Origin of the sequence: Serratia sp. M24T3, assembly GCF_000257645.1 — a bacterium.
GTDB lineage: Bacteria > Pseudomonadota > Gammaproteobacteria > Enterobacterales > Enterobacteriaceae > Rouxiella.
Genome location: NZ_AJHJ01000008.1, coordinates 153,108 through 176,498, shown reverse-complemented (window position 1 = coordinate 176,498; position 23,391 = coordinate 153,108). Strand labels below are relative to the sequence as shown.

General features: G+C 48.4%; 19 protein-coding genes. 10 read left to right on the top strand and 9 right to left on the bottom strand.

Translation table 11 applies throughout. The features are described 5' to 3' along the window. Positions 1-50: 50 nt before the first annotated feature. Both SPM24T3_RS09525 and yajD read left to right on the top strand, forming a co-directional pair. Complete coding sequence (locus SPM24T3_RS09525) at positions 51-3,254, top strand: hypothetical protein (protein ID WP_237713017.1); 3,204 nt, start codon at positions 51-53, stop codon at positions 3,252-3,254. A gap of 227 nt (positions 3,255-3,481) precedes the next feature. Further along, complete coding sequence (gene yajD, locus SPM24T3_RS09520) at positions 3,482-3,829, top strand: HNH nuclease YajD (RefSeq protein ID WP_009636535.1); 348 nt, start codon at positions 3,482-3,484, stop codon at positions 3,827-3,829. A 116-nt stretch (positions 3,830-3,945) separates the two neighbouring features. On the opposite strand, the gene SPM24T3_RS09515 is transcribed toward yajD, so the two are convergent. Beyond that, positions 3,946-4,443 (bottom strand): DUF2165 family protein, encoded by a 498-nt coding sequence (locus tag SPM24T3_RS09515; RefSeq protein WP_009636534.1) that lies wholly within the window; start codon positions 4,441-4,443, stop codon positions 3,946-3,948. A gap of 323 nt (positions 4,444-4,766) precedes the next feature. Here SPM24T3_RS09515 and SPM24T3_RS09510 point away from each other — a divergent pair, with 323 nt between their 5' ends. From SPM24T3_RS09510 to SPM24T3_RS09485, 6 genes are all read left to right on the top strand, one after another. Then, complete coding sequence (locus tag SPM24T3_RS09510; RefSeq protein ID WP_237713015.1) at positions 4,767-7,019, top strand: right-handed parallel beta-helix repeat-containing protein; 2,253 nt, start codon at positions 4,767-4,769, stop codon at positions 7,017-7,019. A 68-nt stretch (positions 7,020-7,087) separates the two neighbouring features. After that, positions 7,088-7,765, top strand: coding sequence for an oligogalacturonate-specific porin KdgM family protein (locus SPM24T3_RS09505; RefSeq protein ID WP_009636532.1), 678 nt, complete (start codon positions 7,088-7,090; stop codon positions 7,763-7,765). 487 nt (positions 7,766-8,252) lie between these two features. Next, positions 8,253-9,794 carry an aspartate aminotransferase family protein gene (locus tag SPM24T3_RS09500; RefSeq protein WP_009636531.1) on the top strand — a complete coding sequence of 514 codons (1,542 nt, stop codon included), beginning with the start codon at positions 8,253-8,255 and terminating at the stop codon, positions 9,792-9,794. A 10-nt stretch (positions 9,795-9,804) separates the two neighbouring features. Then, on the top strand, positions 9,805-11,097 hold the full coding sequence (locus tag SPM24T3_RS09495) for a lysine N(6)-hydroxylase/L-ornithine N(5)-oxygenase family protein (protein WP_009636530.1): 1,293 nt from the start codon (positions 9,805-9,807) through the stop codon (positions 11,095-11,097). Between the two features lies 1 nt (position 11,098). Further along, positions 11,099-13,447, top strand: coding sequence for a GNAT family N-acetyltransferase (locus tag SPM24T3_RS09490; protein ID WP_009636529.1), 2,349 nt, complete (start codon positions 11,099-11,101; stop codon positions 13,445-13,447). Between the two features lie 92 nt (positions 13,448-13,539). After that, a complete protein-coding gene (locus SPM24T3_RS09485; RefSeq protein WP_009636528.1) occupies positions 13,540-14,775 on the top strand; it encodes an MFS transporter in 1,236 nt (411 codons plus the stop codon). A 45-nt stretch (positions 14,776-14,820) separates the two neighbouring features. On the opposite strand, the gene SPM24T3_RS09480 is transcribed toward SPM24T3_RS09485, so the two are convergent. Together SPM24T3_RS09480 and SPM24T3_RS09475 are read right to left on the bottom strand one after the other, a co-directional pair. Next, positions 14,821-15,759, bottom strand: coding sequence for a 2-hydroxyacid dehydrogenase (locus SPM24T3_RS09480; RefSeq protein WP_009636527.1), 939 nt, complete (start codon positions 15,757-15,759; stop codon positions 14,821-14,823). A gap of 171 nt (positions 15,760-15,930) precedes the next feature. Then, on the bottom strand, positions 15,931-16,764 hold the full coding sequence (locus tag SPM24T3_RS09475; protein ID WP_009636526.1) for an oxidoreductase: 834 nt from the start codon (positions 16,762-16,764) through the stop codon (positions 15,931-15,933). Positions 16,765-16,921: 157 nt separating this feature from the next. Between SPM24T3_RS09475 and SPM24T3_RS09470 the strand changes: the two genes are divergently transcribed. Next, a complete protein-coding gene (locus SPM24T3_RS09470) occupies positions 16,922-17,833 on the top strand; it encodes an AraC family transcriptional regulator (protein WP_037378095.1) in 912 nt (303 codons plus the stop codon). A gap of 7 nt (positions 17,834-17,840) precedes the next feature. On the opposite strand, the gene SPM24T3_RS09465 is transcribed toward SPM24T3_RS09470, so the two are convergent. After that, a complete protein-coding gene (locus SPM24T3_RS09465) occupies positions 17,841-18,761 on the bottom strand; it encodes a LysR substrate-binding domain-containing protein (RefSeq protein ID WP_009636524.1) in 921 nt (306 codons plus the stop codon). Between the two features lie 170 nt (positions 18,762-18,931). Between SPM24T3_RS09465 and SPM24T3_RS09460 the strand changes: the two genes are divergently transcribed. Continuing rightward, complete coding sequence (locus tag SPM24T3_RS09460) at positions 18,932-19,612, top strand: type 1 glutamine amidotransferase domain-containing protein (RefSeq protein ID WP_009636523.1); 681 nt, start codon at positions 18,932-18,934, stop codon at positions 19,610-19,612. Between the two features lie 56 nt (positions 19,613-19,668). Here the strand turns inward: SPM24T3_RS09460 and SPM24T3_RS09455 are convergent, their stop codons facing one another. The 5 genes from SPM24T3_RS09455 to SPM24T3_RS09435 all read right to left on the bottom strand — a co-directional run bounded on the left by SPM24T3_RS09455 (position 19,669) and on the right by SPM24T3_RS09435 (position 23,279). Continuing rightward, a complete protein-coding gene (locus SPM24T3_RS09455; RefSeq protein WP_009636522.1) occupies positions 19,669-20,169 on the bottom strand; it encodes a GNAT family N-acetyltransferase in 501 nt (166 codons plus the stop codon). A 14-nt stretch (positions 20,170-20,183) separates the two neighbouring features. Continuing rightward, positions 20,184-20,825, bottom strand: a complete 642-nt coding sequence (locus tag SPM24T3_RS09450; protein WP_009636521.1) for an NrsF family protein — start codon at positions 20,823-20,825, stop codon at positions 20,184-20,186. Next, entirely contained in the window at positions 20,812-21,369 is a 558-nt protein-coding gene (locus SPM24T3_RS09445) for a sigma-70 family RNA polymerase sigma factor (protein ID WP_009636520.1), read from the bottom strand. The genes SPM24T3_RS09450 and SPM24T3_RS09445 overlap by 14 nt, the downstream gene beginning before the upstream one ends. Before the next feature lie 84 nt (positions 21,370-21,453). After that, positions 21,454-22,692 carry a protein-disulfide reductase DsbD gene (locus tag SPM24T3_RS09440; protein ID WP_009636519.1) on the bottom strand — a complete coding sequence of 413 codons (1,239 nt, stop codon included), beginning with the start codon at positions 22,690-22,692 and terminating at the stop codon, positions 21,454-21,456. A 23-nt stretch (positions 22,693-22,715) separates the two neighbouring features. Next, positions 22,716-23,279, bottom strand: a complete 564-nt coding sequence (locus SPM24T3_RS09435) for a peroxiredoxin (protein WP_009636518.1) — start codon at positions 23,277-23,279, stop codon at positions 22,716-22,718. Positions 23,280-23,391: the final 112 nt, after the last annotated feature.

Below are 23,391 nucleotides of genomic sequence, written 5' to 3'. Positions count from 1 at the left end.
TGAGCAGCGCCGATTTTATTCAACTTGAACAGACTGACTTCCTGAATGTCATGAAAGCGTATGATGAGACACGAGGGAATTTAACGGAAATTAATCAACGCTCACAGCGTCATGAACTTGCGGACACAGCAGATGACAGTTGGACGACTGTTAAAAAAACAACTGAAGCAATCTATAGAGAATGGAATTATTCGTTCAGTAGCCGTAATTTAGCAGAGACACTTCAGCTATATGATAGGATGATAGACAAATTATCAAATCAGCTTGATGCACTTACGCACACCGGTACCCACGCTGAAATCCGGCATCTGCGTAACAGCATAACGATGCTTAAAGTGGAAAAATACAAGCAACAGGCACTGTCAGAGGATGTTGAAAATATCCTTGATTATCTGGCTAACCATACGGTCACAGTGTCCGACGATCCGCGAATATCGATAAACCAGGCGTTGGTACTAACCTATAAAATTGCCGATCCCAAAAAGCCGGCAAGTATACTGCACAAAATTGATTTTACAGACAAAGAAATCATTGAAGACGCTCAAAATAAACGAATTACCAACAGACAGCGGGACCCAGAGATAGCGTCATGGATAGACGAACGCCAACTAAAGATATTTTATGTTATCACTAAATGGAAAGAATGGACTGGTGGGCGCGCGCTGTCTTCTATTTCTATCGATGAATTTTATCAACATGCCTCCACTAAAAATAACTCTCCCCTCTCTGTAGAACAAATATTCAAACATTTTGAAAAGTCGGTGGCATCTCCTGCAAAGGACTACACGAGCGTGGCCGACCTGAAAGGCGTATCCTCCTTCTTGAATGATAGTGAATTTTACAAACATATAAATAACTACAAGCAGCATGATGCAGAAAATGAAGCCGTTGATGCATTGCATTATCTTGTGGATTTGGCAGGGCTGTACCCTTTAGATCTCGATAATCCACTGAAAAAAGTTGTTTTTTTAAATATTGACGTCCCTGCTTTTGGTCTCACCTATCGCGGTTTACCCGATTTTTTACATACGGGTGACCGTAATCGTTGGGTCAAGGCAGAGGGACTCTTATGTCTTTTCCAGACCGATTCCGACGACTACTGGATCTACAGCACGATACAGAACATGCTTTACCTGAAAAAAATCACACAACACGACTTCATGAGCTTTAGTCAACCTCTTTCACAAGAGAGTCAAGTCAAGGCATTACTCAGTAAAATCCCGGAACTTCGTAGCATACTGCCGAAGCCAAAAACAAAAACAAAAGGGCTTATTGGAAATCAAGAACGCAGATATTTCCAAACTAAAATTACCCAATTAGACGGTATCACTGCGACAACGGCCCTTAGCGACGTGCTTGCCAGAATGGCAACTCTGGCCTTCCAGGGGGTGGCAGAGATAAAAAAAGAATTTAGCTTCACTGAACGTTATAACAAACCAGCGGATTTCGGCACGTGGAGTATTGCACGGAAATCTGCATGGTATGTGACAAATGGAGTAAGAAATATGGGAGACTTTGTTGAGGCCCTCTTTAAACCGCTTGAGATGCTGGTGAGATGGAGGGATGACGAAGATTACAACCCCAGCGATGAAGACTGGGCGGAGCTGGTATTTGATGTGGTGACGACGTTAATGACGCTGGGAATATCAGCGGCATCAGCCGGAGTTAAAGTCAATAAAGCCGTTCTAAGCATGGCAAAAATCGCGCGAGCGCGAGGTCTCAAAGGCCCAGCGCTCAAAAAGTTTGTCTTTACCGCCCTTCGTCCTGAGCTGAGAAAAGCGGCGGGGGGTATTGGCAGGGAGTTAGCGGGTGAAGTCTTCCCCGTGATAGACTGGGCGAGTTTCATCACCTCAGTAGGTAAGTGGACTTACAAGAACATTCGAAAACCCGTTCCAAAAATCATGAAAAATTCTGCTGATAATAATTTATCCAGGAAAACATTTAACCTTAATGACGATATAGCGGCACTAAAACAGTCGAACAGCGCTGTTGAGCAACCACTCCCTAAAAAACCGGGATATTATCGGGATAATCCGGTAATTGCGGAGGGTACTGCAGCAAAAATATATGATACTCAAGATGGCTATTTAATTAAAGAATATAAAAGGGAATTGAAGGATGCGCCCATTAGGGCTAACCCGACAGGAACCGGTAAGGGAAGCAGCTATAGTGGCGCCCTGGCCGAAGCCCAGAAAAACCGTGATGCACTTAACCGAATATATGGCGAAGGATCCGCCTCTCTTACTATTATTAATGGGGTAAACCCGCTTGTTAAAATAGTTTATGTTAAAATGAAAAAAATACCAGGCTCCTCCTTAAGTTCGATTTTAGAAAAAGCAGACGACGCAGATATTTCCATGGTGGTAAAGAGATTGAACACTCCGGATAAATTAACTTCAGAAGCTAACATAATGCTGGATAAGTTAAAGATTAATGGCATTCAACATTATGATATTAATCTTGGCAATGTCATGTTCGATCCAGAGCTCCAGCAATTTCACTTTATTGATTTTGACCGCGCAAGTATAAATCCCGAGATTGACGGGAAAATAGCCCCGTTAAACGATAGTCAAATAATGACAATGAGAAATAAACTTGAGTCTGATTTAAATGATTTTCTACGGAGGGAGAAAAAAGTAAAACGAGTGTCGAAGGCAGAAAGAATATTTGGTCAGGATGCTTATTTTCAGGAGATTAGTTTCAATACGAAAATATATCGATTAACATCTCATGGTTTCTTTGGTAATACAGGTCATTTTACTGGAGTTCAAACAGCCAATAACATCAGAACCCTCTTGGATAAAAAGCAGATAATAAAATTAGAACTTAAAAGTTGTTTTGGTGGATTTGGGGGAAAATACTCTAATGCTCAGATAATCGCAAATGAATTAAACATCCCTGTAAAAGCCTATAAAGGGAAAGTGAGTGAATATTTAAAACAGAAAAACCCTAATGATTACGTCATGAAAGAGCCAATGGAAAATAATGCTGAGAAAACCCATGCGATAGCAGTAAACGAAAAACTATTCGGATTGAGTGAACGACTTCTTAGCATAAGAAAAGCCTTCAATTCTATTGGAAAACACCGTAGTAGTCGTGATGATGTTAATGTACAGCTTAGAAATATTGTTAAAAAGCAAGATCGAAACTTGCCTTACGATATGTGGTTAACTGCCTGTTTTGAAGAGATTATGACTATGCCCGAACTCCTCGCTCAGCTCGACCTTGCTGAGTTAGGGGCGGAAGTGACGTAAACACACAGTGGCTTGCAGTAATTGGCCGCTTTTCGTTGTCTGTTAACTTCCACTGGTTCAAAAAAGTCTTAACGTAGGATGTTTTCCTTTTCCCTATGGGGGTCTATGCGATGCGGCCACCAGTTAGCTTGAGCAGATTTAGCACGCATCTTGTAATCCCCTGTCAGGCAAGCTAGCCTGCTAAAATCAAATGCTAAATTTTCTATTAATGACAGGTAATATCGGCAATGGCCCAGATCCCAAAAAACTACAGTCGGCTGGAAAGCGGCTACCGTGAAAAGGCATTAAAACTCTATCCGTGGGTATGTGGGCGCTGCTCGCGTGAGTTTGTTTATTCAAATCTTCGCGAATTAACAGTCCACCATATCGATCACGATCATAACAATAATCCGGAAGACGGCAGTAACTGGGAGTTATTGTGTCTCTATTGTCACGATCATGAACACTCGAAATATACTGAAGCAGATCAATATGGCACATCGGTTGTCGCGGGAGAGGATGCGCAAAAAGATGTTGCTGCGGCAACCTATAACCCGTTTGCCGATTTAAAGTCGATGATTACGAAAAAGAAATAAGATTAGAAACATCCGCTTTCAGTACAGGGCTGCTCCTACAGCCCTGACCGGCAACACTGCTATGGTGAAGCCTCAGCGGGCAGAGTTGAGTGCCAGAACGCAGGCCGATTCCACTTTCACTCGTCCAGTTCGACGTCGCGCTGTACCAAATAAATCAGCACCAGAATAATGGTGACAAAGAAACGAAATGCACTAGGCACCCCGTTCCATTGTTGTGACATCCACATGCCAAACCATTCCCCGCCCACTGACATAAATCCGACTTGCCAGGTCAGAAAACCGAGTGTCAGGCCAGCCACCGCCATTGTTTTCGTTCTGTTGAAAACCGCTGCAGATTGTTTTAAACCATAAAACAGACGCAGCCCGCCAACCCAACACAGCAGTGCAGTCAGGCTTTCCAACGTGATAATGGCAATGTAACCGGCTTGATGCAGCCAGGGAGACTGTATTGAACGGTAGGTGATTGTAGCGTCAGGAAAAATGGTATCCATCATAAAGACATGGCGCACAAAGGCATAGTTAGAGCCGTAATCCGTAATATTGCCAAAAGCTACCAGCGTGGCAAGCAGCGCAATCGCACACACCAGCAGCGCTTTGGATAAGCGAATGATCATATTAATGAGTCCTGATGAGGTTAATCTGTACACCAAAGGTGCAAGCTGCGGGCTCAGGAATAGAAGGAAAATGAGCTTGATGGATACCCGAAAGAAACAAGCATTTCTTTTTTAACTTAAACAAAAAGCTTAATCAATACGATATTTACGCACGTAGAACCGAGTATCTTACCGTTGCCGCTGAGCAACCGCCGCCGCTCGACAAATCTGCCAGGTGGTTAAAAGTTTCCAGTCACGGTCCAGCGAGTTTTGAGCTGATTTTTGAAAGCGCCAGTTTGAAAAAGATAACCTCTTTAATAAACACCTGTTGGTGCTGCCTGACAATGTTGAGCCTAATTCTACTCAAAGCCTCCGTTAAAACTTCCTCTAGAATGTCCCCTCTCTCCTTCAATTGTGAAGTAATTCACATTAATTTCCATCCATTTATAAAAATAAAATGCTATATCTTTAAAAGTGAAACATCATTTCAATTTAATTTAAGTGTGAAATATTCAACTTTTGAAACGACTATTTTCAGGATGGATACAGATATGTGGCAAGGTAAAATACTTATTGTGGCGCTGGCAGTTGGGATTAGCGCACAGACATTGGCGGCTCCTCTATCCGATTCCGCTAACCTGATTTGGCATAGCATTACTTTCGGTCAGTCGACAGATATTAATTTTGCAACCAACGTGCTTCCTAAAAAAATTGGCACCAATGCGACACGGCTGGCAGACGGAAAAACTGTCCCGGCAGCAGGTACTCGACTCAATACACCTTTCACATTAGAAAGCCGTGGTGGAAAAATTGGTAACAGCCACGATGGTTTGACATTTTTTTATACGCGACTGCCGGCCAACGTAAACTTTGAGCTACAAGCTGACATCACGCTAAATCAATTTGGACCTGAAAATGGGGCAAAACCCGCCGGTCAGGAGGGAGCCGGATTATTGGTACGCGATATTTTGGGTAATGCGCGAGAACCCATACTCAAGCCAGGTGTTGAGGAATTACCCGCGGCATCAAATATGGTGATGAACAGTATAATGCAGACAGGAAATAATCTGCCCGAGGTGGCAATGATCGCTCGGCAAGGAGTCAAGCACCCTTGGGGAAATACCGGAATCGGGATCGTGAGGGAAGCTTATCATCCGCTGTCCACACCCCAAAATTTCTCTTTAAGGCTAATCCGAACCAACATTGGATTTGAGGCTGCTTATTCTTCGCACAATAGCGGACAGTGGGTAAGTAAAATGCTAAAAGGCGCGGATATCGTTACACAGCTGGACAAAACCGGTTATTACGTCGGATTTTTTGCTTCGCGTAATGCTAAAATCACCGTTAATCATGCGAAACTGACCTTAAGTCCAGCCGATATAAAGCCTTCCCTGCCCTATATTCCCCCTAATCTAGAACCTTATATTGAGTTAATGTCCTCGCCTGCTATCACTAAGCGCGATGGTATTTTCCAGCTGCGCAGCAATGTAAATGGAAAGATGCAAATAAAAATGGGGGATGAGAACTTGCTGGCTCCAAAAATGGTCAGAAGCGGTGAGGTCATTGCTGTGCCTGTGCATTTACAACAGCCCTCAGCGGAACTTAACGTGATATTTACTCCCGATAACGGAAAAACTCTGACAAAAAAATTCCCACTACGAATGGCGCAGATTAATAATCCAGATGTTGTTTATGCATCACCACAAGGTGAAGCCAGTAATGATGGTTCGCAACAGCATCCATTAGATTTTTCGAGTGCAGTCAATTTATTAGCCCCTGGTGGAACTCTGTGGATGGCTGAGGGTACCTATCCCGCCAGCACCATCCCGGCCACAGCAAGTGGCATTGCTGGAAAACCTAAATTGCTGCGCCCGCAGGGTAATAATGTGGTATTCAATGGGCTAAATCTCGACGCCAGCTATTGGGATATCAAAGCTATAGCCGTTACTCAAAAAAGTTTTCATATTTCTGGCAGTTATAATCAAATTGACCACGTTGTAGCACATAATGCCGACGATACCGGAATATGGGTCTCTTCACCTGACGGCATCGGCCGAGCTCTTTGGGCCAGCCATAACCTGATCAGCAATTCAGAGTCATGGGGGAATCAGGATCCAGGTCGTAAAAATGCTGATGGGTTTGCCGTGAAAATGCGAGTGGGTGAAGGGAATAAAATCGTCAATTGTTATTCTCACGATAATATCGATGATGGATTCGATTTATTCAATAAAATCGAAGACGGCCCTGACGGAATTGTCACGATTGAAAATAGTCTATCGGTTCATAACGGCAGCAACGGTTTTAAACTCGGTGGCGAAGGGTTACCCGTGGCTCATGTAATCCATAATAACGTGGCCATTAATAATGGCATGGACGGCTTCACGGATAATTTCAATCCAGGAGCTCTGGTTGTTGAGAATAATATATCAATCAATAACAAACGTTTTAATTTCTTGTTTCGCCCCTCTCCATACACAACCGCCGAACATCAGGGCATTTTTAAAGAGAATATCTCATTACGCACTGATGCAGGTAAACTTAGTGACATTGTTAGCGGAAATATTTACAGCGGAAATGATTTTATTGTTAAAAAATAAATATCATTTTATTAAAGTAAAGAATCTAAATAAAAAACAACACCCTCAATGTCTCTGGGAATCATATAATGAAAATTAACAGGCTGCTGCTCTGCGGGCTGCTGCTGTCCAGCACAAGCAGCCAGGCTTTGACCATAGATCTTCGCCATGAATGGCTTGATGACAGCAAACAGCAAAAAGATAGAATATTACTGTCGCATCGTTTTGATAATGGCATTGGTATTTCGTTTGAAGACAAATGGCGGTCAGGAGATAAAAACCCTAATCGACCATTTGATAAGATGGTGGGTAATGGCACAGAAACGACGCTAACCTATCAATATAAAGTCACACCTGCTTTATTTTTGCAGCCCGGCTTTGCCGTTGAGTCTAATACTGGTAATAATATCTATAAACCGTCCTTAAGTGCAGGATATACATTCTCTAACGGAGTTTATTTCAATACACGCTATCGCTACGAGGAAACACGTTACAGTAATGACACGAGTAGTAAGAAAACTAATCGTGGAGAAATCTGGTTGGGTTATCGGCTCAACAATTGGCGTTTGGAATATAATTATATTTATAGGCACAGCAATAAAATTCTTTTTGACAATGCTCGATGGGATTATGAAGAAGATCTTAAATTGGCCTATAACCTTACCAAACACTGGACGCCTTTTGCCGAAATTGGCAACGTGTCTGTTAACTCAACATCACACGACAGACAGACCCGTTTCCGTGTGGGCATTCAATATGCTTTCTAAAATCAGCAAACCTACCATTAAATAGTGATTAAATCTCAATATAGGCCTTGATAAGAAATGATGATTATAGAAATTTGCATGGGTAACTATTTTCCCCTCTATAACCTTTTCCTATCATAGCCTTCCCCTCTTTAACCAAATCTTAACTACATTTCAAATATCTCACCTTAGTTTCGTGATCAACATCACAGTTTAAGCATTAACAAAACTTATAACAAAATTTCACATTAATCTCATTGAATGATAATGATTGTTATTTATAATCTGATTCTCAATATCATTGGTTCTTATAGCCCTGATAATCCACACAGAAAGGAGTGGTTATTGTTCTGATCCGTTAAAAAACTTAGATATTCGAGTTTCTGAGGTGTTTACCTCTCCGCAAAAGCATTAGTAACCCTGAACTATAGATTCTTCGTCAGGGGTTTAACGCTGTCATTTTCAAATGGCGGCAGGGCTTTCTACGTCTTAAACAAAGGAAAAGAATATGGCCTTACGTTCGCCAACTCAGCTGGAGCCAACTCAAAGCGCTGCCGGTTCTCAGGATTATATTTTCAACGATCGCCAGCTTTCTGCGTGGGCCCGGCAAACGCAAGAAGCGTTGGCACTGATGACCAATACGATGAAAAACGTTGAAAAACCTTTCAGCGGCATTCTTCCTCATGAACTTGCACCTAAATTTAGTGAGGTAAATCTTGACCAGCCACTTGGCAGCAACGAAGCGGCTCTTGATGAGCTTAAAGACCTCTATCTGCGAGACGCCGTCTGGTTTCACCATCCTAAATATGTCGCCCATTTGAATTGCCCAGTAGTGCTCCCTTCCCTGCTGGCCGAGCAAATCATGGCGGCGGTCAACAGTTCGGTAGATACCTGGGATCAGAGCGCTGGCGGCACGCTGATTGAGCAAAAGGTAATTGACTGGACCCTTGGCCGCATCGGCTTGCCCGCTTCTTCCGATGGGATTTTTACCAGCGGTGGCACGCAGTCCAACCTGATGGCTATGCTATTGGCGCGTGATAGCTGGTGCGCAGCTCATCATCCAGGACATTTGATCAAACATCGCGGACTCCCGCAGGATGCCGCAAAGTGGCGCGTTTTCACCTCTAAACTGAGCCACTTCAGCATTCAGAAATCGATGGCAATCCTGGGACTCGGCTATGACGCGGTGATCCCGGTGGACTGCGACGAGCACTATCGCATGGATGCCCGCCTGCTCGAGCAGGAGATTCAGCAATGCCTTCACGAGGGGCTTATCCCGATTGCCATCGTGGCCACCAGCGGCACTACCGATTTTGGCAGCATCGATCCGCTGCAGGATATCTCTAAACTTTGTCGGCATTACGGCCTGTGGATGCACGTCGATGCGGCTTACGGCTGCGGATTGCTGGTCTCGGAAAATCATCGCCAGCGCCTTTCCGGCATTGAAAAAGCCGATTCTGTCACCGTGGATTATCACAAATCATTTTTCCAGACCGTTAGCTGCGGTGCCTTCTTCGTGCGTGAAAAGCAGAATCTGAGCCACGTGACTCATCATGCGGATTATCTAAACCCGCTTAGCGCGCAGCAGGAAGGGACACCCAATCTGGTCAATAAAAGCATTCAGACTACCCGCCGTTTTGATGCGCTAAAAATGTGGCTAACCTTGCGTATCATGGGCCCTGCGGCGCTGGGCGATGCTTTTGACAGCATCATCGCGTTGACTCAGGCGGCCCATCAGTTGCTGAAAGTGCATCCGGCAATCGAGGTGTTGCATGCGCCTGAACTAACCACCCAGATTTTCCGTTATGTGCCGCGTCAGGGTATGAATGAAACCCTTGTCGACGACATTAATGCCAATATTCGCAAAGCGCTGTTCCGCTCGGGCAATGCAGTCATTGCTGGCACCAAGGTCAACGGTCGCCAGTATCTGAAATTTACCTTCCTGAATCCAACCACCACGGCGGCAGACATCGAAGATGTCATTGCTCTGATTGTGCATTACGGCCGTGAACTCGTGCGCGACTCTGCGCTTAACGCGGCTAACCAATGAGAACTCTGTCATGAATAACAACATCTATGATTTTATCGGTATTGGCATTGGCCCATTCAATCTGGGCCTGGCCTGCCTGAGCGAGCCGGTTGAAGGTCTGAGCGGCGTGTTTCTCGACCAAAATCCCGGCTTCGACTGGCATACCGGCATGATGCTGGAAAGCGCGCATTTGCAGACGCCATTTATGGCTGACTTAGTGACTCTCGCCGATCCAACCAGTCCCTATAGCCTGCTGAACTATATGAAGCAGAAGGGAAAACTGTACTCTTTTTACATTCGCGAAGATTTTTTCCTGATGCGTAAAGAGTATAACCAGTATTGCCAGTGGGCCTGTTCCCAACTGAGTAATCTGCGCTGGAATACCTGTGTCGAGTACGTCAATTACGACGAGAGCTTACAGTGCTATCGCGTGCGTGCCGTGGATACGGTAAACGGTAAAATACAGGAATGGCTGGGACGTCATCTGATCCTGGGCACGGGTCCGGCTGCCTGGATGCCAGCCTGTAGTCGCCCCTATCGCGATCGTATGACTCACTCCAGCGAATACCTGGTCAATAAAGAAAAGCTGCAGCAGAAAAAATCAATAACCGTGTTGGGCAGCGGACAGAGTGCAGCCGAAATCTATTACGATCTGCTGTCGGATATCGACCGTTTTGGCTATCAGCTGAACTGGGTCACTCGCGCCCCGCGTTTCTACCCGCTGGAATATTCCAAGCTGACTCTGGAAATGACCTCGCCGGAGTGGGTCGATTATTTTCACAATCTGCCGCCAGCCAAACGCGATGAGCTAAATGCGCGCCATAAAAATCTTTATAAAGGCATTAATAGCAGCCTGATCAATGACATCTACGACCTGATGTATGTCAAAGAACTCGACGGCAAACTTGACGTCAACTTGTTTACTCACTCTGAGTTGACCGATATGAAATGGTTGCCAGAGGGTGAATTCGAACTGTCGCTGCATCAGCAGGAACAGGATCGCGCCTTTACCCGCCGTAGCGAAGGGTTGGTAATGGCAACCGGCTATCAGTATCGCCCACCGATGTTTATCGAAGGGATCACCCACCGCCTGCGCTGGGATGAAAAAGGCCGCTACGACGTGCAACGTAATTACAGCATCGATCATCACAACCAAGTCTTTGTGCAAAACGCCGAACTGCATACTCACGGTTTTGTTACCCCGGACTTGGGGATGGCCTGCTACCGCAACTCGGTATTGCTGCGCGAACTGACTGGCCGGGAAGTTTATCCGGTCGAGCGTCAGATTGCTTTCCAGACCTTCCCGTCACAGTCGGAGCGCTGATATGTCTGCTATTTTTCGTACCACACGCCCTGCGGGTGATTTTTCTCTCCGTCCAATGTGCGCAGATGATGCTTCGCTGATCCACAGTTGGGTCACCCGCGACTATGCCCGTTTCTGGGGGATGCAAAACGACAGTCTTGAGCAGGTTGCCGCCTTTTATCAACAGCTGGCGGCGAAAAATCCGCAGGCAGTGATGATTGGCTGCTGCGATGGAAAGCCGGTCTTCCTGATGGAATTTTACCGGGCAAGCGAAGATGACGTCGGTAAATTCTACGCCGCACAACCTGACGATTACGGCATGCACATTCTGATTGCTCCGGCCAACAAACCGGTCAAGCAGTTCAGCTGGCAGGTCTTCACCGTGGTGATGGACTACATGTTTAGCCAGCCACAGGTGGGGCGGGTCGTCGTCGAGCCGGACGTGCGTAATAACAAAATTCATCCGCTGAACAAGCGTGCGGGTTTCCGCTATCAACAAACCATTGATATGGGGCACAAAACTGCCTGGCTGGCCTTTTGCCAGCGTGAAGATTATCAACAAGCTTTAACGAAGGAATCGCTGAATATGAATCATACAACGCCTTTACTGACCGGAACCCACCTCTCGGGTGATAACTGGGCGCAGGCCAATCGCTTGCTGATCCGCAAAGCGATTGCAGAATTCGCTCACGAGAAAATCGTTACCCCAACCCAATCCGACAACAATTTCTATTCTCTTGCCGTTCCGGGCGGGGAAGCCGTTTATCAGTTCAAGGCAAAAAGGCTGGCGCTGGACCACTGGGAGATTGACGCAGGTTCGCTTATCAAACAGGAAAACGGTCATCCACTGACGCTGGATGCTTTACAGTTTATTGTTGAATTTAACCAGCAGATTGGTATTCCGCAGGCGTTATTAGCGACCTACATGGAAGAAATAAGCAGCACGCTGTGCAGTAGCGTATTCAAATTGCAGAAAAATAACCCTGACAGCCAGGCTTTGGTGAATGCGGATTTTCAAACCGTTGAATCCTCAATGACTGAAGGACATCCGTGCTTTGTGGCCAACAATGGGCGCATTGGCTTCGATGCCCGCGATTATCTGGCTTATGCCCCGGAAGCCGCGACACCGATCAATCTGGTCTGGGTCGCCGTCCACCTGCGTAATGCTCATTTCTCAAGTCTCAGCGACCTGGAATATGAGCAACTGATGCACGACGAGTTGGGGCAGCCGACGGTGGATCATTTTAATGCCCTGCTGGTCGAAAAAGGCCTGCCAATCGATGACTACATTTTTATGCCGGTTCATCCCTGGCAGTGGCAAAACAAGCTACTGACCGTATTTGCCGCAGATATCGCCAATAAAGATATTGTTTATCTCGGCACGGGCGACGATCAGTATCAGGCTCAGCAGTCGATTCGTACCTTTTTCAATCGCAGCCAGCCAAATAAACGTTATGTGAAAACGGCGCTTTCAGTGCTGAATATGGGCTTTATGCGCGGCCTTTCGCCTTACTATATGGCGACCACGCCGGCGATTAACCAATGGCTCGAAGAACTGGTAAAAAAAGATGGCTGGCTACAGCGTTGTGACTTCCGCATTCTTCGTGAAGTTGCGGCCGTGGGGTATCACAACCGTTATTACGAAAAAGCCATTCAGGGCGATTCCGCCTACAAAAAAATGTTCGCTGCGCTGTGGCGCGACAATCCTGTAGCCAGTTTGCAGCCTAATCAGCGCCTGATGACTATGGCCTCGTTCCTGCACGTGGATCATCATCAGCAACCCCTATTACCGGCGCTGATTGCCGATTCAGGTTTACCGGCGAAACAGTGGATTGAACGTTACCTGACCTGCTATCTCAGCCCGCTGCTGCACTGTTTCTATCAGCATGATTTGGTGTTTATGCCGCATGGTGAAAACCTGATCCTGCTGCTGGAGAATAATGTTCCGGTGAGCGCCTATATGAAAGATATCGGCGAAGAAATCGCGGTGATGAATCCAGATGCCGTGTTGCCGGAAAAAGTACAGCGCCTGGCGGTAGACGTACCGGAAAACCTCAAACTCCTGTCAATTTTTACCGACGTATTCGACTGCATTTTCCGCTTTATCAGCGCCATCTTGCACGAGTCAGATACTCTGCCGGAAGAGCAATTCTGGCAGGCCGTAGCCAACTGTGTGAAAGAATATCAGCAGGCGCATCCACAATTTGCCGGCAAGTTTGCCCGTTACGATATGTTCGCGCCGGAGTTTACCCGCTCCTGCCTTAACCGCCTGCAATTAGCCAATAATCAGCAGATGATAAACCTGTCCGATCCGGCCGAGAATCTGAAATTCGCCGGTACGCTGGTTAACCCGATTGCTAAATGGCGTTAAAAACTTTCAACTGCTCAGCATAAACACTGAACAGGTTGGCGCGGTCGCTCTAGTGGCCGCGCTTTTTATCATTTTTTGGGGAAGGATTTGCAATGTCAGTGTTTGTTCCCGCGTCGAGCTTAACCCGTCGACAGTTGATTTTCCCGATCTCGCTGGTGCTGTTTGAGTTTGCCACCTATATCGCGCATGACATGATTCAGCCCGGCATGTTGCTGGTCACCAGCGAGTTTCACGTCGGGCCAGAGTGGGTTTCGGCCTCACTGACCGCCTACCTGATGGGCGGCATTATGCTGCAATGGCTGCTAGGCCCCCTTTCCGACAAACTTGGCCGCCGCCCGGTAATGCTCTGCGGGGTAGCATTTTTTATGCTGACCTGTTTTGCAACCCACTGGGTGCAAAGCATTGAACAATTCGTTTTGATGCGTTTTTTACAAGGCGTCAGCCTGTGCTTTATCGGCGCAGTAGGCTATGCCGCGATTCAGGAAGCCTTTGAGGAGTCGCTCAGCGTGAAAATTATGGCGCTGATGGCCAACGTGTCATTGCTCGCTCCCTTGGCCGGACCGATCGCCGGAGCCGCGTTTCTCTCTTTCAGCGGCTGGCGCACCATGTTCTGGGCGTTTGGCGGCGTTACGGCTTTAGCACTGGTGGGTCTATGGCGCTATATGCCTGAAACGTCAGGAGATAAAAATGCATCAGTTTCGGTGAAATCTTTGGCAAAAGGCTATTACATCTTGCTCAAGGATCGACAAGTCATGAGCGGTTCGCTGGCAATTGGCATTGGGACGATCCCTTGCCTTGCCTGGGTTGCCCTGTCGCCAGTGATCCTTATCCATGACCAGGGGCTTAGCCAAATGGATTATGCGCTGCTTCAAATCCCGGTTTTTGTGGCCATGATCGCCGGTAACCTGACTCTGGGCCGCCTCGCCAGCCGACTGCCCATTGAGCAACCGCTTAAACTGGGAGCGTGGCCAATTATCCTTGGTTTAGCCATAGCGGCGATCGCCACCGCAGTGAATAGCCACAGCTACCTGTGGCTGACCGCCGGACTCAGCATTTACGGCTTCGGAACCGGGCTGATTAATGCCGGGCTTTATCGGCTGACGCTATTTTCCAGCAGTGCCGGTAAAGGCAGCGTGGCGGCCATGGTGGGGATGGTCACTATTTTGGTGTTTGCGCTGGGAATCGAGAGCTCGAAAGCCGCCTACTTCAGCGGCGGCAGCCTGCGTTTCAGCCTGATCAATCTGGCCTGTGGCCTGCTTTGGCTCTGGCTGGTACGCGCATTTCTCAGAGAGAGAAAGCGACGTAGCCAGATTACTGTCGTGGAATAATCGTCCGGTTAAAACCAACCCACCAAGGTTGGTTTTAACTGCTCCTCACACCGGCGTGATTGCACCATTTCCGGAAAAATATCCGTCAAGATTAGCCAATACGAGATCCAGCTGTGCCTGAGTTGCTTCTGGAGACCATCCGGCGAGATGCGGGGTGATGAGCAAGTTGTCGAGTTCAAGCAGCGCCTCGGGGCGCGCCGGCTCGGTTTCATAAACATCAATCCCGGCACCCGCAATGACACCATCACGTAGCGCCTCGGCAAGCAGAGTCGTTTCCACCAGACTTCCGCGACCAATATTGATCAGATAACCTTTAGGACCAAGCCTGGACAGCACCGCCGAGTCAATAATATGCATGGTTTCTGCACCGCCGGGCGCAGCGCAAACCAATACATCGCACCACTCGGCCAGCGCCAGCAAATGATCAAAATAGGTGTAAGTAGATTCCGGCTTTGGATTGCGATTGTGATAACCAATTTCCATGTCGAATGCTGCCGCGCGTTTGGCAATCTTCTCACCGATCATTCCTAAGCCAAAAATGCCCATTCGCTTGCCGGAAATATTGGTCGGCTGAGCAATAGCAGTGCGCCAAACGCCGTCGCGGCATAATTGATCGAGTTTACGGAAATTACGCATAGTCGCTATTACCAGACCCATGGCGTGATCGGCCGCGCAGTTATCATTGGTGCCGCGACCGTTTACGAGGGTAATTCCCAATGAACGAGCGGCCTGAACATCAATACCCTCATAACCCGCGCCCATACAGCAGATGAGTTTAAGAAAAGGCATAGATAGCATCTCTTCCCGGGTCAAACCCAGCAAGCCGATGGTCAGCACCGCAGTAAACTCAGCGCCTTTTTCTTTGATGACAGCCGCACGCGTTTCGGGGGTTGCCGCAAATGTGGTAATACAGGCCTGCGCCAGAGCTGCCTGATGTTCTTCGCTCAATGTATTGAGAACCAGCAACGTAATCTTCGAGGTCATTTATGCCCTTCCTTCATAATCATTTGTCGCCTTAAGAAAATCTATAAAAACGCGTAATAAAGGCTTCATGTGTCTACGGCCATGATAATACAAATAAAATCTTCCCGGTGCAGATATACGAATGAAGAGTTAAAAATGCTAACCCTTTAAATACATCTAAAGCTTTGAATATTAACCATCCGTTGAGCGCGTCACGCTTTCCCAGATATCAATTTCGCTGGCTAAAGCTTTAAGCTTGCCACGTACCAGGCCCAATGCGTCGCTTCCCAGCAGCAAATGGGCCGGAGGCGAGTCGCTCTCAATTGCCACCAGCATCGCCCGCGCTGCTTTGGCCGGATCGCCGAGCTGCTTGCCGTTTTTCTCTTCTCGCGCCTGGCGAATAGGGTCGAACAACGGATCGTAATCAGCAATCGTTCGCGGTGTCCTGACCATTGATCGCCCTGCCCAATCGGTTCGAAAGGAGCCCGGTGCTACTGCGGTGACGGCAATATTAAAAGGTTTTAGCTCTTTCCCTAAAACTTCCGAAATCCCCTCCAAAGCGAACTTGCTACCACAGTAATAGGCGATACCTGGCATGGCGATAAATCCCCCCATCGAGGTGATATTGAGGATATGCCCATGGCGACGCTGGCGCATAAAAGGAACCACGGCCTTGGTCATTGCCACTGCGCCAAACACATTGACATCAAACTGGCGTTTCATGTCTTCCAGCGGTGACTCTTCCATCACGCCTTCGTGCCCGTATCCGGCATTATTAACCAGTACATCAATCGGCCCGATAGAGGCTTCAACGTCAGCAATAATCCCTTCAATCGCATTAAAATCAGTGACATCAAGAACACGCGCAAAGGCCCGTGCAGCATTCAGTGCTTCAAAGGCAGTTTTTGCAGCGTCATTACGCACGGTGCCTACTACGCGATAGCCACTGTTTAAGGCTTCTTGCGCCAAAGCTCGTCCAAAGCCGCTGCTGACACCAGTGATTAAAATAATTTTAGAAACAGTCATAAAAACTCCCGTTCGTTAAGAGATGTATGCATACTATTCTCTTGAGTGAGTGTTTTTCAGACCAGATATTCTCTTTTTATTGCCTAAAACTATGAGGACACGTGCCGTGGAGGATAATCGCACTGAAACAGGGCGTTTTGAGGCCGTGCCGTTAAGCATGGCTGAACGTCTTTTGATACTGGCTCCAAACGAGGGTTATAACCTGACCGCCCTGCCAGACGTGCGTTTTCTGCGTTCCAATCGCCCACTGGCAAGGACTCCGGTGCTTTACGATCCCGGGATTGTCATTGTCTGTCAGGGTTCAAAACGCGGGTATTTTGGCGATAAGACTTACGTTTATGACCAACAGCATTATCTGGCGGTTTCTGTTCCTGTGCCGTTTGTAATGGAAACAGATGCTTCACCCAAGAGCCCTTTATTGGCTATTTATTTACATCTGGATTTCCAGTTGGCGGCTGAATTGCTCATTGAAATGGAGCGGCACGGCGTTCCACAGCCCACTGGTTCGCCAGAAAGCATGATGTCTAGCCCGCTGGACCCTGCGTTGAGATTATCAGTACTTCATTTTCTGGAAGTGATGGGCAACCCGTTGGATGCGGCAATATTGGGGCCCGCTTTGGTGCGCGAAATGTATTACCGCATTCTGTCTGGCGCACAGGGGAACGCGATGCGCGCGGCGCTTGGAATGCAGGGCCAATTTGGCAAGATTGGCAAAGCATTACGGCGTATTCATGCAACCTACGCCACGCGACTGGATTTGGCCCAACTGGCCGAGGAAGCAGGCATGAGCGTGCCGACTTTTCATAGTCACTTCAAAGCGATAACTCAGACCTCGCCGATGCAATATCTCAAGTCGACACGTTTACATCAGGCGCGGTTGATGATGGTCCGCCAAGGCATTACCGCGGCAGTCGCCAGCCAGTCGGTTGGCTATGAAAGCCCTTCGCAATTCAACCGAGAGTTCAAACGGCTGTTTGGCTTACCGCCTGCGGAAGAGACTCGCCGCATGCGGGAAAATTTTGCCGTCCCTCCGGCTCATGCAACCTCGGCGTTCGTTTCTTCGCACTGATCCGTCTTTACGCTGACGACTCGCTCCCCGCCAGCAGTTCTTTAGCCAGACTGCCAATCAATGAGCGCAACCAGCGATGAGCCGGGTCGTGTCGGTAGCGAACATGCCAGCCCATTTCGACTGGAAAAGTACCGAGATTGACGGGAGCAGGAATAACTTTAAGCCTTGGGTCTTTGGCCAGATGTCGGCAAATTAATCCCGGCAGCGTGGCGCAATAATCGGTGACGGCGATCATTTCCGGAACGGCTAAAAAATGGGTGACCGAAACGGCGACCTGGCGTTTTAATCCCTGCTGTTCCAGAGCCTGATAAAGCCCTGCGCGCATCCGGCCGGGAGGCAGCACGTTAACATGCTTAATTCGCTCATACTGTTCAGCCGTTAAGTGATTGCCAATTTCAGGATGGTCGGCACGCACCACGCACGCCAGTCCTTCATCAATTAAATGCTGCACCACCATATTATTCGGCGCATCAACGATTCTTCCCAGCACCATATCCGTAGTGCCGGAAATCACGCCGGTTTCAATCAGGTCATTACCAAAAGGCATCAGCCGAACACGAATACCCGGCGCAGACTCGCGTAGCCGCGCCACCAGCGCGGGCATCAGCACAAACTCGACATAACTGTTCGGCGCGAGAGTAAACAGCCGCGTGGTTTTCGAGGGGTCGAACTCCTGCTGACCCTGTATCACATCATCAAGGCTTGCCAGCGCAGTTGTGATCACCGGCATCAGCTCCTCGGCCATCTGTGTCGGGCGCATACCGTAACGTTCACGAATAAATAAAGGGTCGTGCAGCATATCGCGTAGACGATTTAACGCATTGGAAAGCGCGGGTTGCGTCATGCCAAGCCGTTCAGCGGCGCGAGTCACGTTGCGTTCTTCCATCAGCGCGACCAAAACTGGCAGTAAATTCAGATCGTATTTCATCTAGATATTTCCAATATGAATATCTGAAATAATATAAATAAATTTCCGAAATATGTCACTGAGGGAGATGATGCGTTTGTCCGAAACGAAGACGTTTCCCTGAGTGATACAGCTGACAGCGGGAAATCCCCTGCGCTACATAAATTCTTAAAGCAATTAAGGAATTAACAATGAAAATTCTTATGGTTCTCACCTCACATGACCAACTGGGCGACACTGGCAAGAAAACCGGCTTCTGGCTCGAGGAATTGGCTGCACCTTATTACGCTTTCAAGGACGCAGGCGCGGAGATCACTCTGGCTTCGCCAAAAGGCGGCAATCCACCGCTGGACCCGAAAAGCAACGAGCCAATGTTCCAGACTGAGCTGACCCACCGCTTTGAAGCCGATGCTGCAGCCACCGCGCAGCTCGCCACCACGGTGCGTCTGGATAGCGTTTCTCAGGATGATTTTGACAGTGTATTTTACCCTGGAGGTCACGGGCCGCTGTGGGATCTGGCAGAAGATCAGCATTCAATAGCGCTGATCGAATCCTTTATCGGTGCAGGAAAACCTGTCGCACTGGTGTGTCATGCACCGGGCGTACTGCGCCACGTCAAGGCGGCAAATGGCCAGCCTTTAGTCGCTGGCAAGAAAGTCACAGGCTTTACCAACTCGGAAGAGGAAGGAGTTCAGTTGACCCACGTGGTGCCATTCCTGGTTGAGGATGAGCTAAAAAAACTGGGCGGGATTTATTCCAAAGCTGATGACTGGAACTCTTATGTGGTCATCGATGGCTTGCTGATTACCGGCCAGAATCCGGGATCGTCAGCCGCTACGGCAGAAGCGTTGCTGAAGCAGCTAGCGAATTAATACATATATAATAGTGGCGGAAATAGCTGCGCTATTAAGTCATCGCAGATGATATTTCAGCTAAAGAATGAAAATACGGTGTATGCAGCATCGTTATAACTAAATTCCGCCACGGCTTGCATGCCCATATTTTTATGGGCATTGATCGAAGGCGCATTATCATTACGAATAAATAACACGCCTTGCCGCCCTTTAATCTGTAATTTCAACTCTTCGAACATTTTCTTTGCCAAGCCTTTATTTCTGGCTTTTTCGCTAACGCAGACCGGCCCATAGAGATACGCATTATCCCCACCGCGATAAACCGAAAGCATGGCATGCACGATGGGTATATTCGCATTACGTTCCAACGTGGCTGACATCATAAAACCCACGACGTCATCCCCTTGCCGCGTCACGATAATCGGCATCTCCTGCATCATTAACTTAATGGTTTCTTCAGCAAGACCCGAGGAAAGTGTGCCATTGTTGATCGCCAGATTTTGCTCCTGTAACAGCATAATCCCGTTCAGATCACCTAAGTTTGCGATGCCAACTGCAATAGGTTCAGTAGTCATTGTCACTCCTCAGTCTATTCGCTCAAACGAATCCATCGACGCCCGGAAAGCATGGTAATGATAACTATGGTAACACCCGCGGCGAGATGCATGGCAAAATCCAGGCTGTGCAGGTGAATATCATGACACAGCGTAAGCAGCGTTGATGACATGAACGCAATGCCACACCCAGCCAGCGCAAGAGTTTGCCCGGGATAGAGAGAACGGGTGCGGTAAAGGCCAACAATTGAAATAACGATCATCGGCAGGCTAGCCGACAACATAAAAAGATAGCAATGCAGCCCTTCTCCGAACTTGCCTATCCCCGCGTGATCGCTGGAAAAAGAGGTATTGAGCAGGTTGACCGCCAGCCAGATCACGGCGAGCAGTGCTGCCCATTTTAATTTCATCGGCTGCCGCCCGGCGATACTCAGATTAAAGGCCGCAGCAATCGCGATAGCGCCGATAACGAAAGCCAGCAGCAGAGAAAGGATCGCCAAAAGAGAGCCAGTTTGCGACCAATCGGTAAATTTATTGTGTAAGCCCCAGCTAGTCAGCATGCCGCAGGGCAACACTGCGGCTATCCAGGCTGCCACCCGCCAGCTCGTCGGCCAGATGCGTTTCACCGGCTGGGCCGATGCGCTAAGTTTATCGATTAATGGGTCATGGCTTCTCATGATTATCCCTTCCGTATTTACGAAGGCTGAGCATCGCGCGATGCAATAATGATTTTACCGCCGAAACAGAAAGATTATTTTCATCGGCAACCTGCGCCAGGCTTTTTTCGCGCAGGTGTACAAACTCCACCATCTCACGCTGGCGTTGCGGCAAGACTCCCAGATAACCGCTTAATTCTTCATGCAAATCCTGCTCGGCACCGCCATGTTCAACGGGATAATTAAATACGGCGTCTTCGTCCTGAACCTCTTGCCTGCGCCCGTACTGGCGTAACGCATCGATAGCTCGCGCCGAAGTAATGGCCGCGACCCAAGGTAAAATCGGACGTTGGGGATCATAGGTATGACGAACGCGATGAATGGTGATCAACGTCTCCTGAATAACGTCCTCCACCAACACCTCGTCGCTGATTTTTTTGCGCACGAATACCCTGATGGCTGGCACCATCGCTTTTAGCAGTTGGTTATAGGCTTTTCTATCGCCTGCCTGCGCGCGGGCCATCAGTGCAGGCCATTGCAACGCGCGGGCATCAGTTTCCTTCATCGCCTATCCTGATAAACCTAAACAACGTTTTGCACTCAATTTATAGGCAAGCTGCGTTGTAAAAGGATTTATTAATCAATCTCTTCACGTTTTTTTCTCAGGTTCAGAGGCCTTGTCCAAAGCGCTGATAACAATCCCCGGAGTCAGTACTTGTGGCAATACCACCGGTTTTCCGCCGTTCGCTGGATACACCACATACAGCGGCAAACCACCCCGGCCAAAATCACTCAACGCCTGTTCGACATCAGGATTGTACTTGGTTGAATCCGCAATCATATAAATCGTGTTGGTGCGCGCCATTGCCGTTTTTACTGCCTGCGTTGACAGCGAGGTATGTTCGTTTACCTGACAGGTAATGCACCAGGAGGCTGTAAAGTCGACGAAAATTGGCTTGCCCTGGCCTTTAATTGCGTCAACATTTTGCGGCGACCAGGCTACAGGTGCTGCGGCGACGCTGGTTTCCGCCATCTCTGGCGCACCTGCGAAGGTTTTGAGATTGACCAACGGCGGCACAATCAGTAACGCGAAAACCACGGTGGCGATGTGCAAAGCCCAATGACGTCTGCCCATCATACGGCGTTTTTGCGCCATGCCATACAGCCAGGCAGCAAAACTGAGCAGGATACAACAGGCCAGAATGGCAGCAAGGGCGATGGATCCGCCCTGACGTTCAAGCACCCAGATGAGCCAGGCGACCGCCCCCAACATTGGGAAAGCCAGCCCGTGCTTCAAGGTCACCATCCAGGCACCGGGCGCAGGTAATATCCGAGCCAGTACCGGGAAAAACGAAATCAGTGTAAACGGTGCCGCGAAACCAATGGCCAGTGCAATAAAGATAACCAGACTGACAACCGGCGGTTGAGTTAATGCATAGCCTACCGCGCTTGCCATAAACGGTGCGCTACAAGGGGTAGCGACAACTATTGCCAGCGCGCCGGTCAACGCCGAACCGGTCAAACCGCCACGACCGCCGCCGACTTCGCCGACCTTTTGCACCGAAAGTCCGACTTCAAACAAGCCGAACAAATTCAGCGCCGATGCCAGCATCACGAGAATCAGCACTGCGATCACTACCGGTGACTGTAATTGGAAGCCCCAGCCGACTGCCGCCCCGCCCGACCGTGCCAGCAGCAATATGCCCGCCAGCACAAACATGGTCACCACAACACCCACCAGAAATGCCAGACCTTCGGCTCTGGCCTGTGCAGGCTTGTCGTGATGGCGAATCAGACTCAGTGCTTTGAGCGATATCACCGGAAACACGCACGGCATTAGATTAAGAATAATGCCACCCAAAAAGGCGGCTGCAATGGCAGTCAGCATATTAAACCTACTTAATCAATGGGTTAAGCCGGGTTGGCCTGACGGTATTTTTTCACGGCGTCTAATGCTTTCTGGATATGGGCATCCGGGTTTTTATCGGTATAGCTCAGCAGGATTTTGCCGTCCGGGGCAATGACATAAGAAGTTCGGTCGGACAGGGTATTGCCTTTCGCCTGCATGGTATTTTTGTATTCTGCGGCAACTTTAGCGCCTGGATCAGCAGCGACAGTAAATTTATCGCGACATTCGAGCTGGGAGAATTTAGCGATTTGGTCGACGTTTCCGGCAGTAACGCCAATCACCGTTGCGCCCTGCTTGTCAAAATCTGCGGTGGCTTCGGCGAAATCGTGGGCTTCAATGGTACAACCTGCGCTAAAAGCCGCCGGGAAGAAATACAGCACAACCGGCCCTTTCTGCAACGCTTTATCTAAAGAGAAGGTGGTCGGCTTACCGGCCAGAGCGGCTTTAAGCTGGAAATCAGGGGCTTTCTCACCAACCTGCAATGCGGCAAACGCGGAAGTCACAGGCAAACTTAAACCAAGAACGGCTGCAACAGCCAACGTGCCAAGGGTGCTTTTCATACGCATTATCTTTTCTCCATTGTGAGGCAGGCGATATCGCCTGATGACCTTAACCATAGGTTCGATGGCAACAAAGTAAAGGTTGCGGTCGGGAGAAAATATTTTTTAGCGCAGTAAT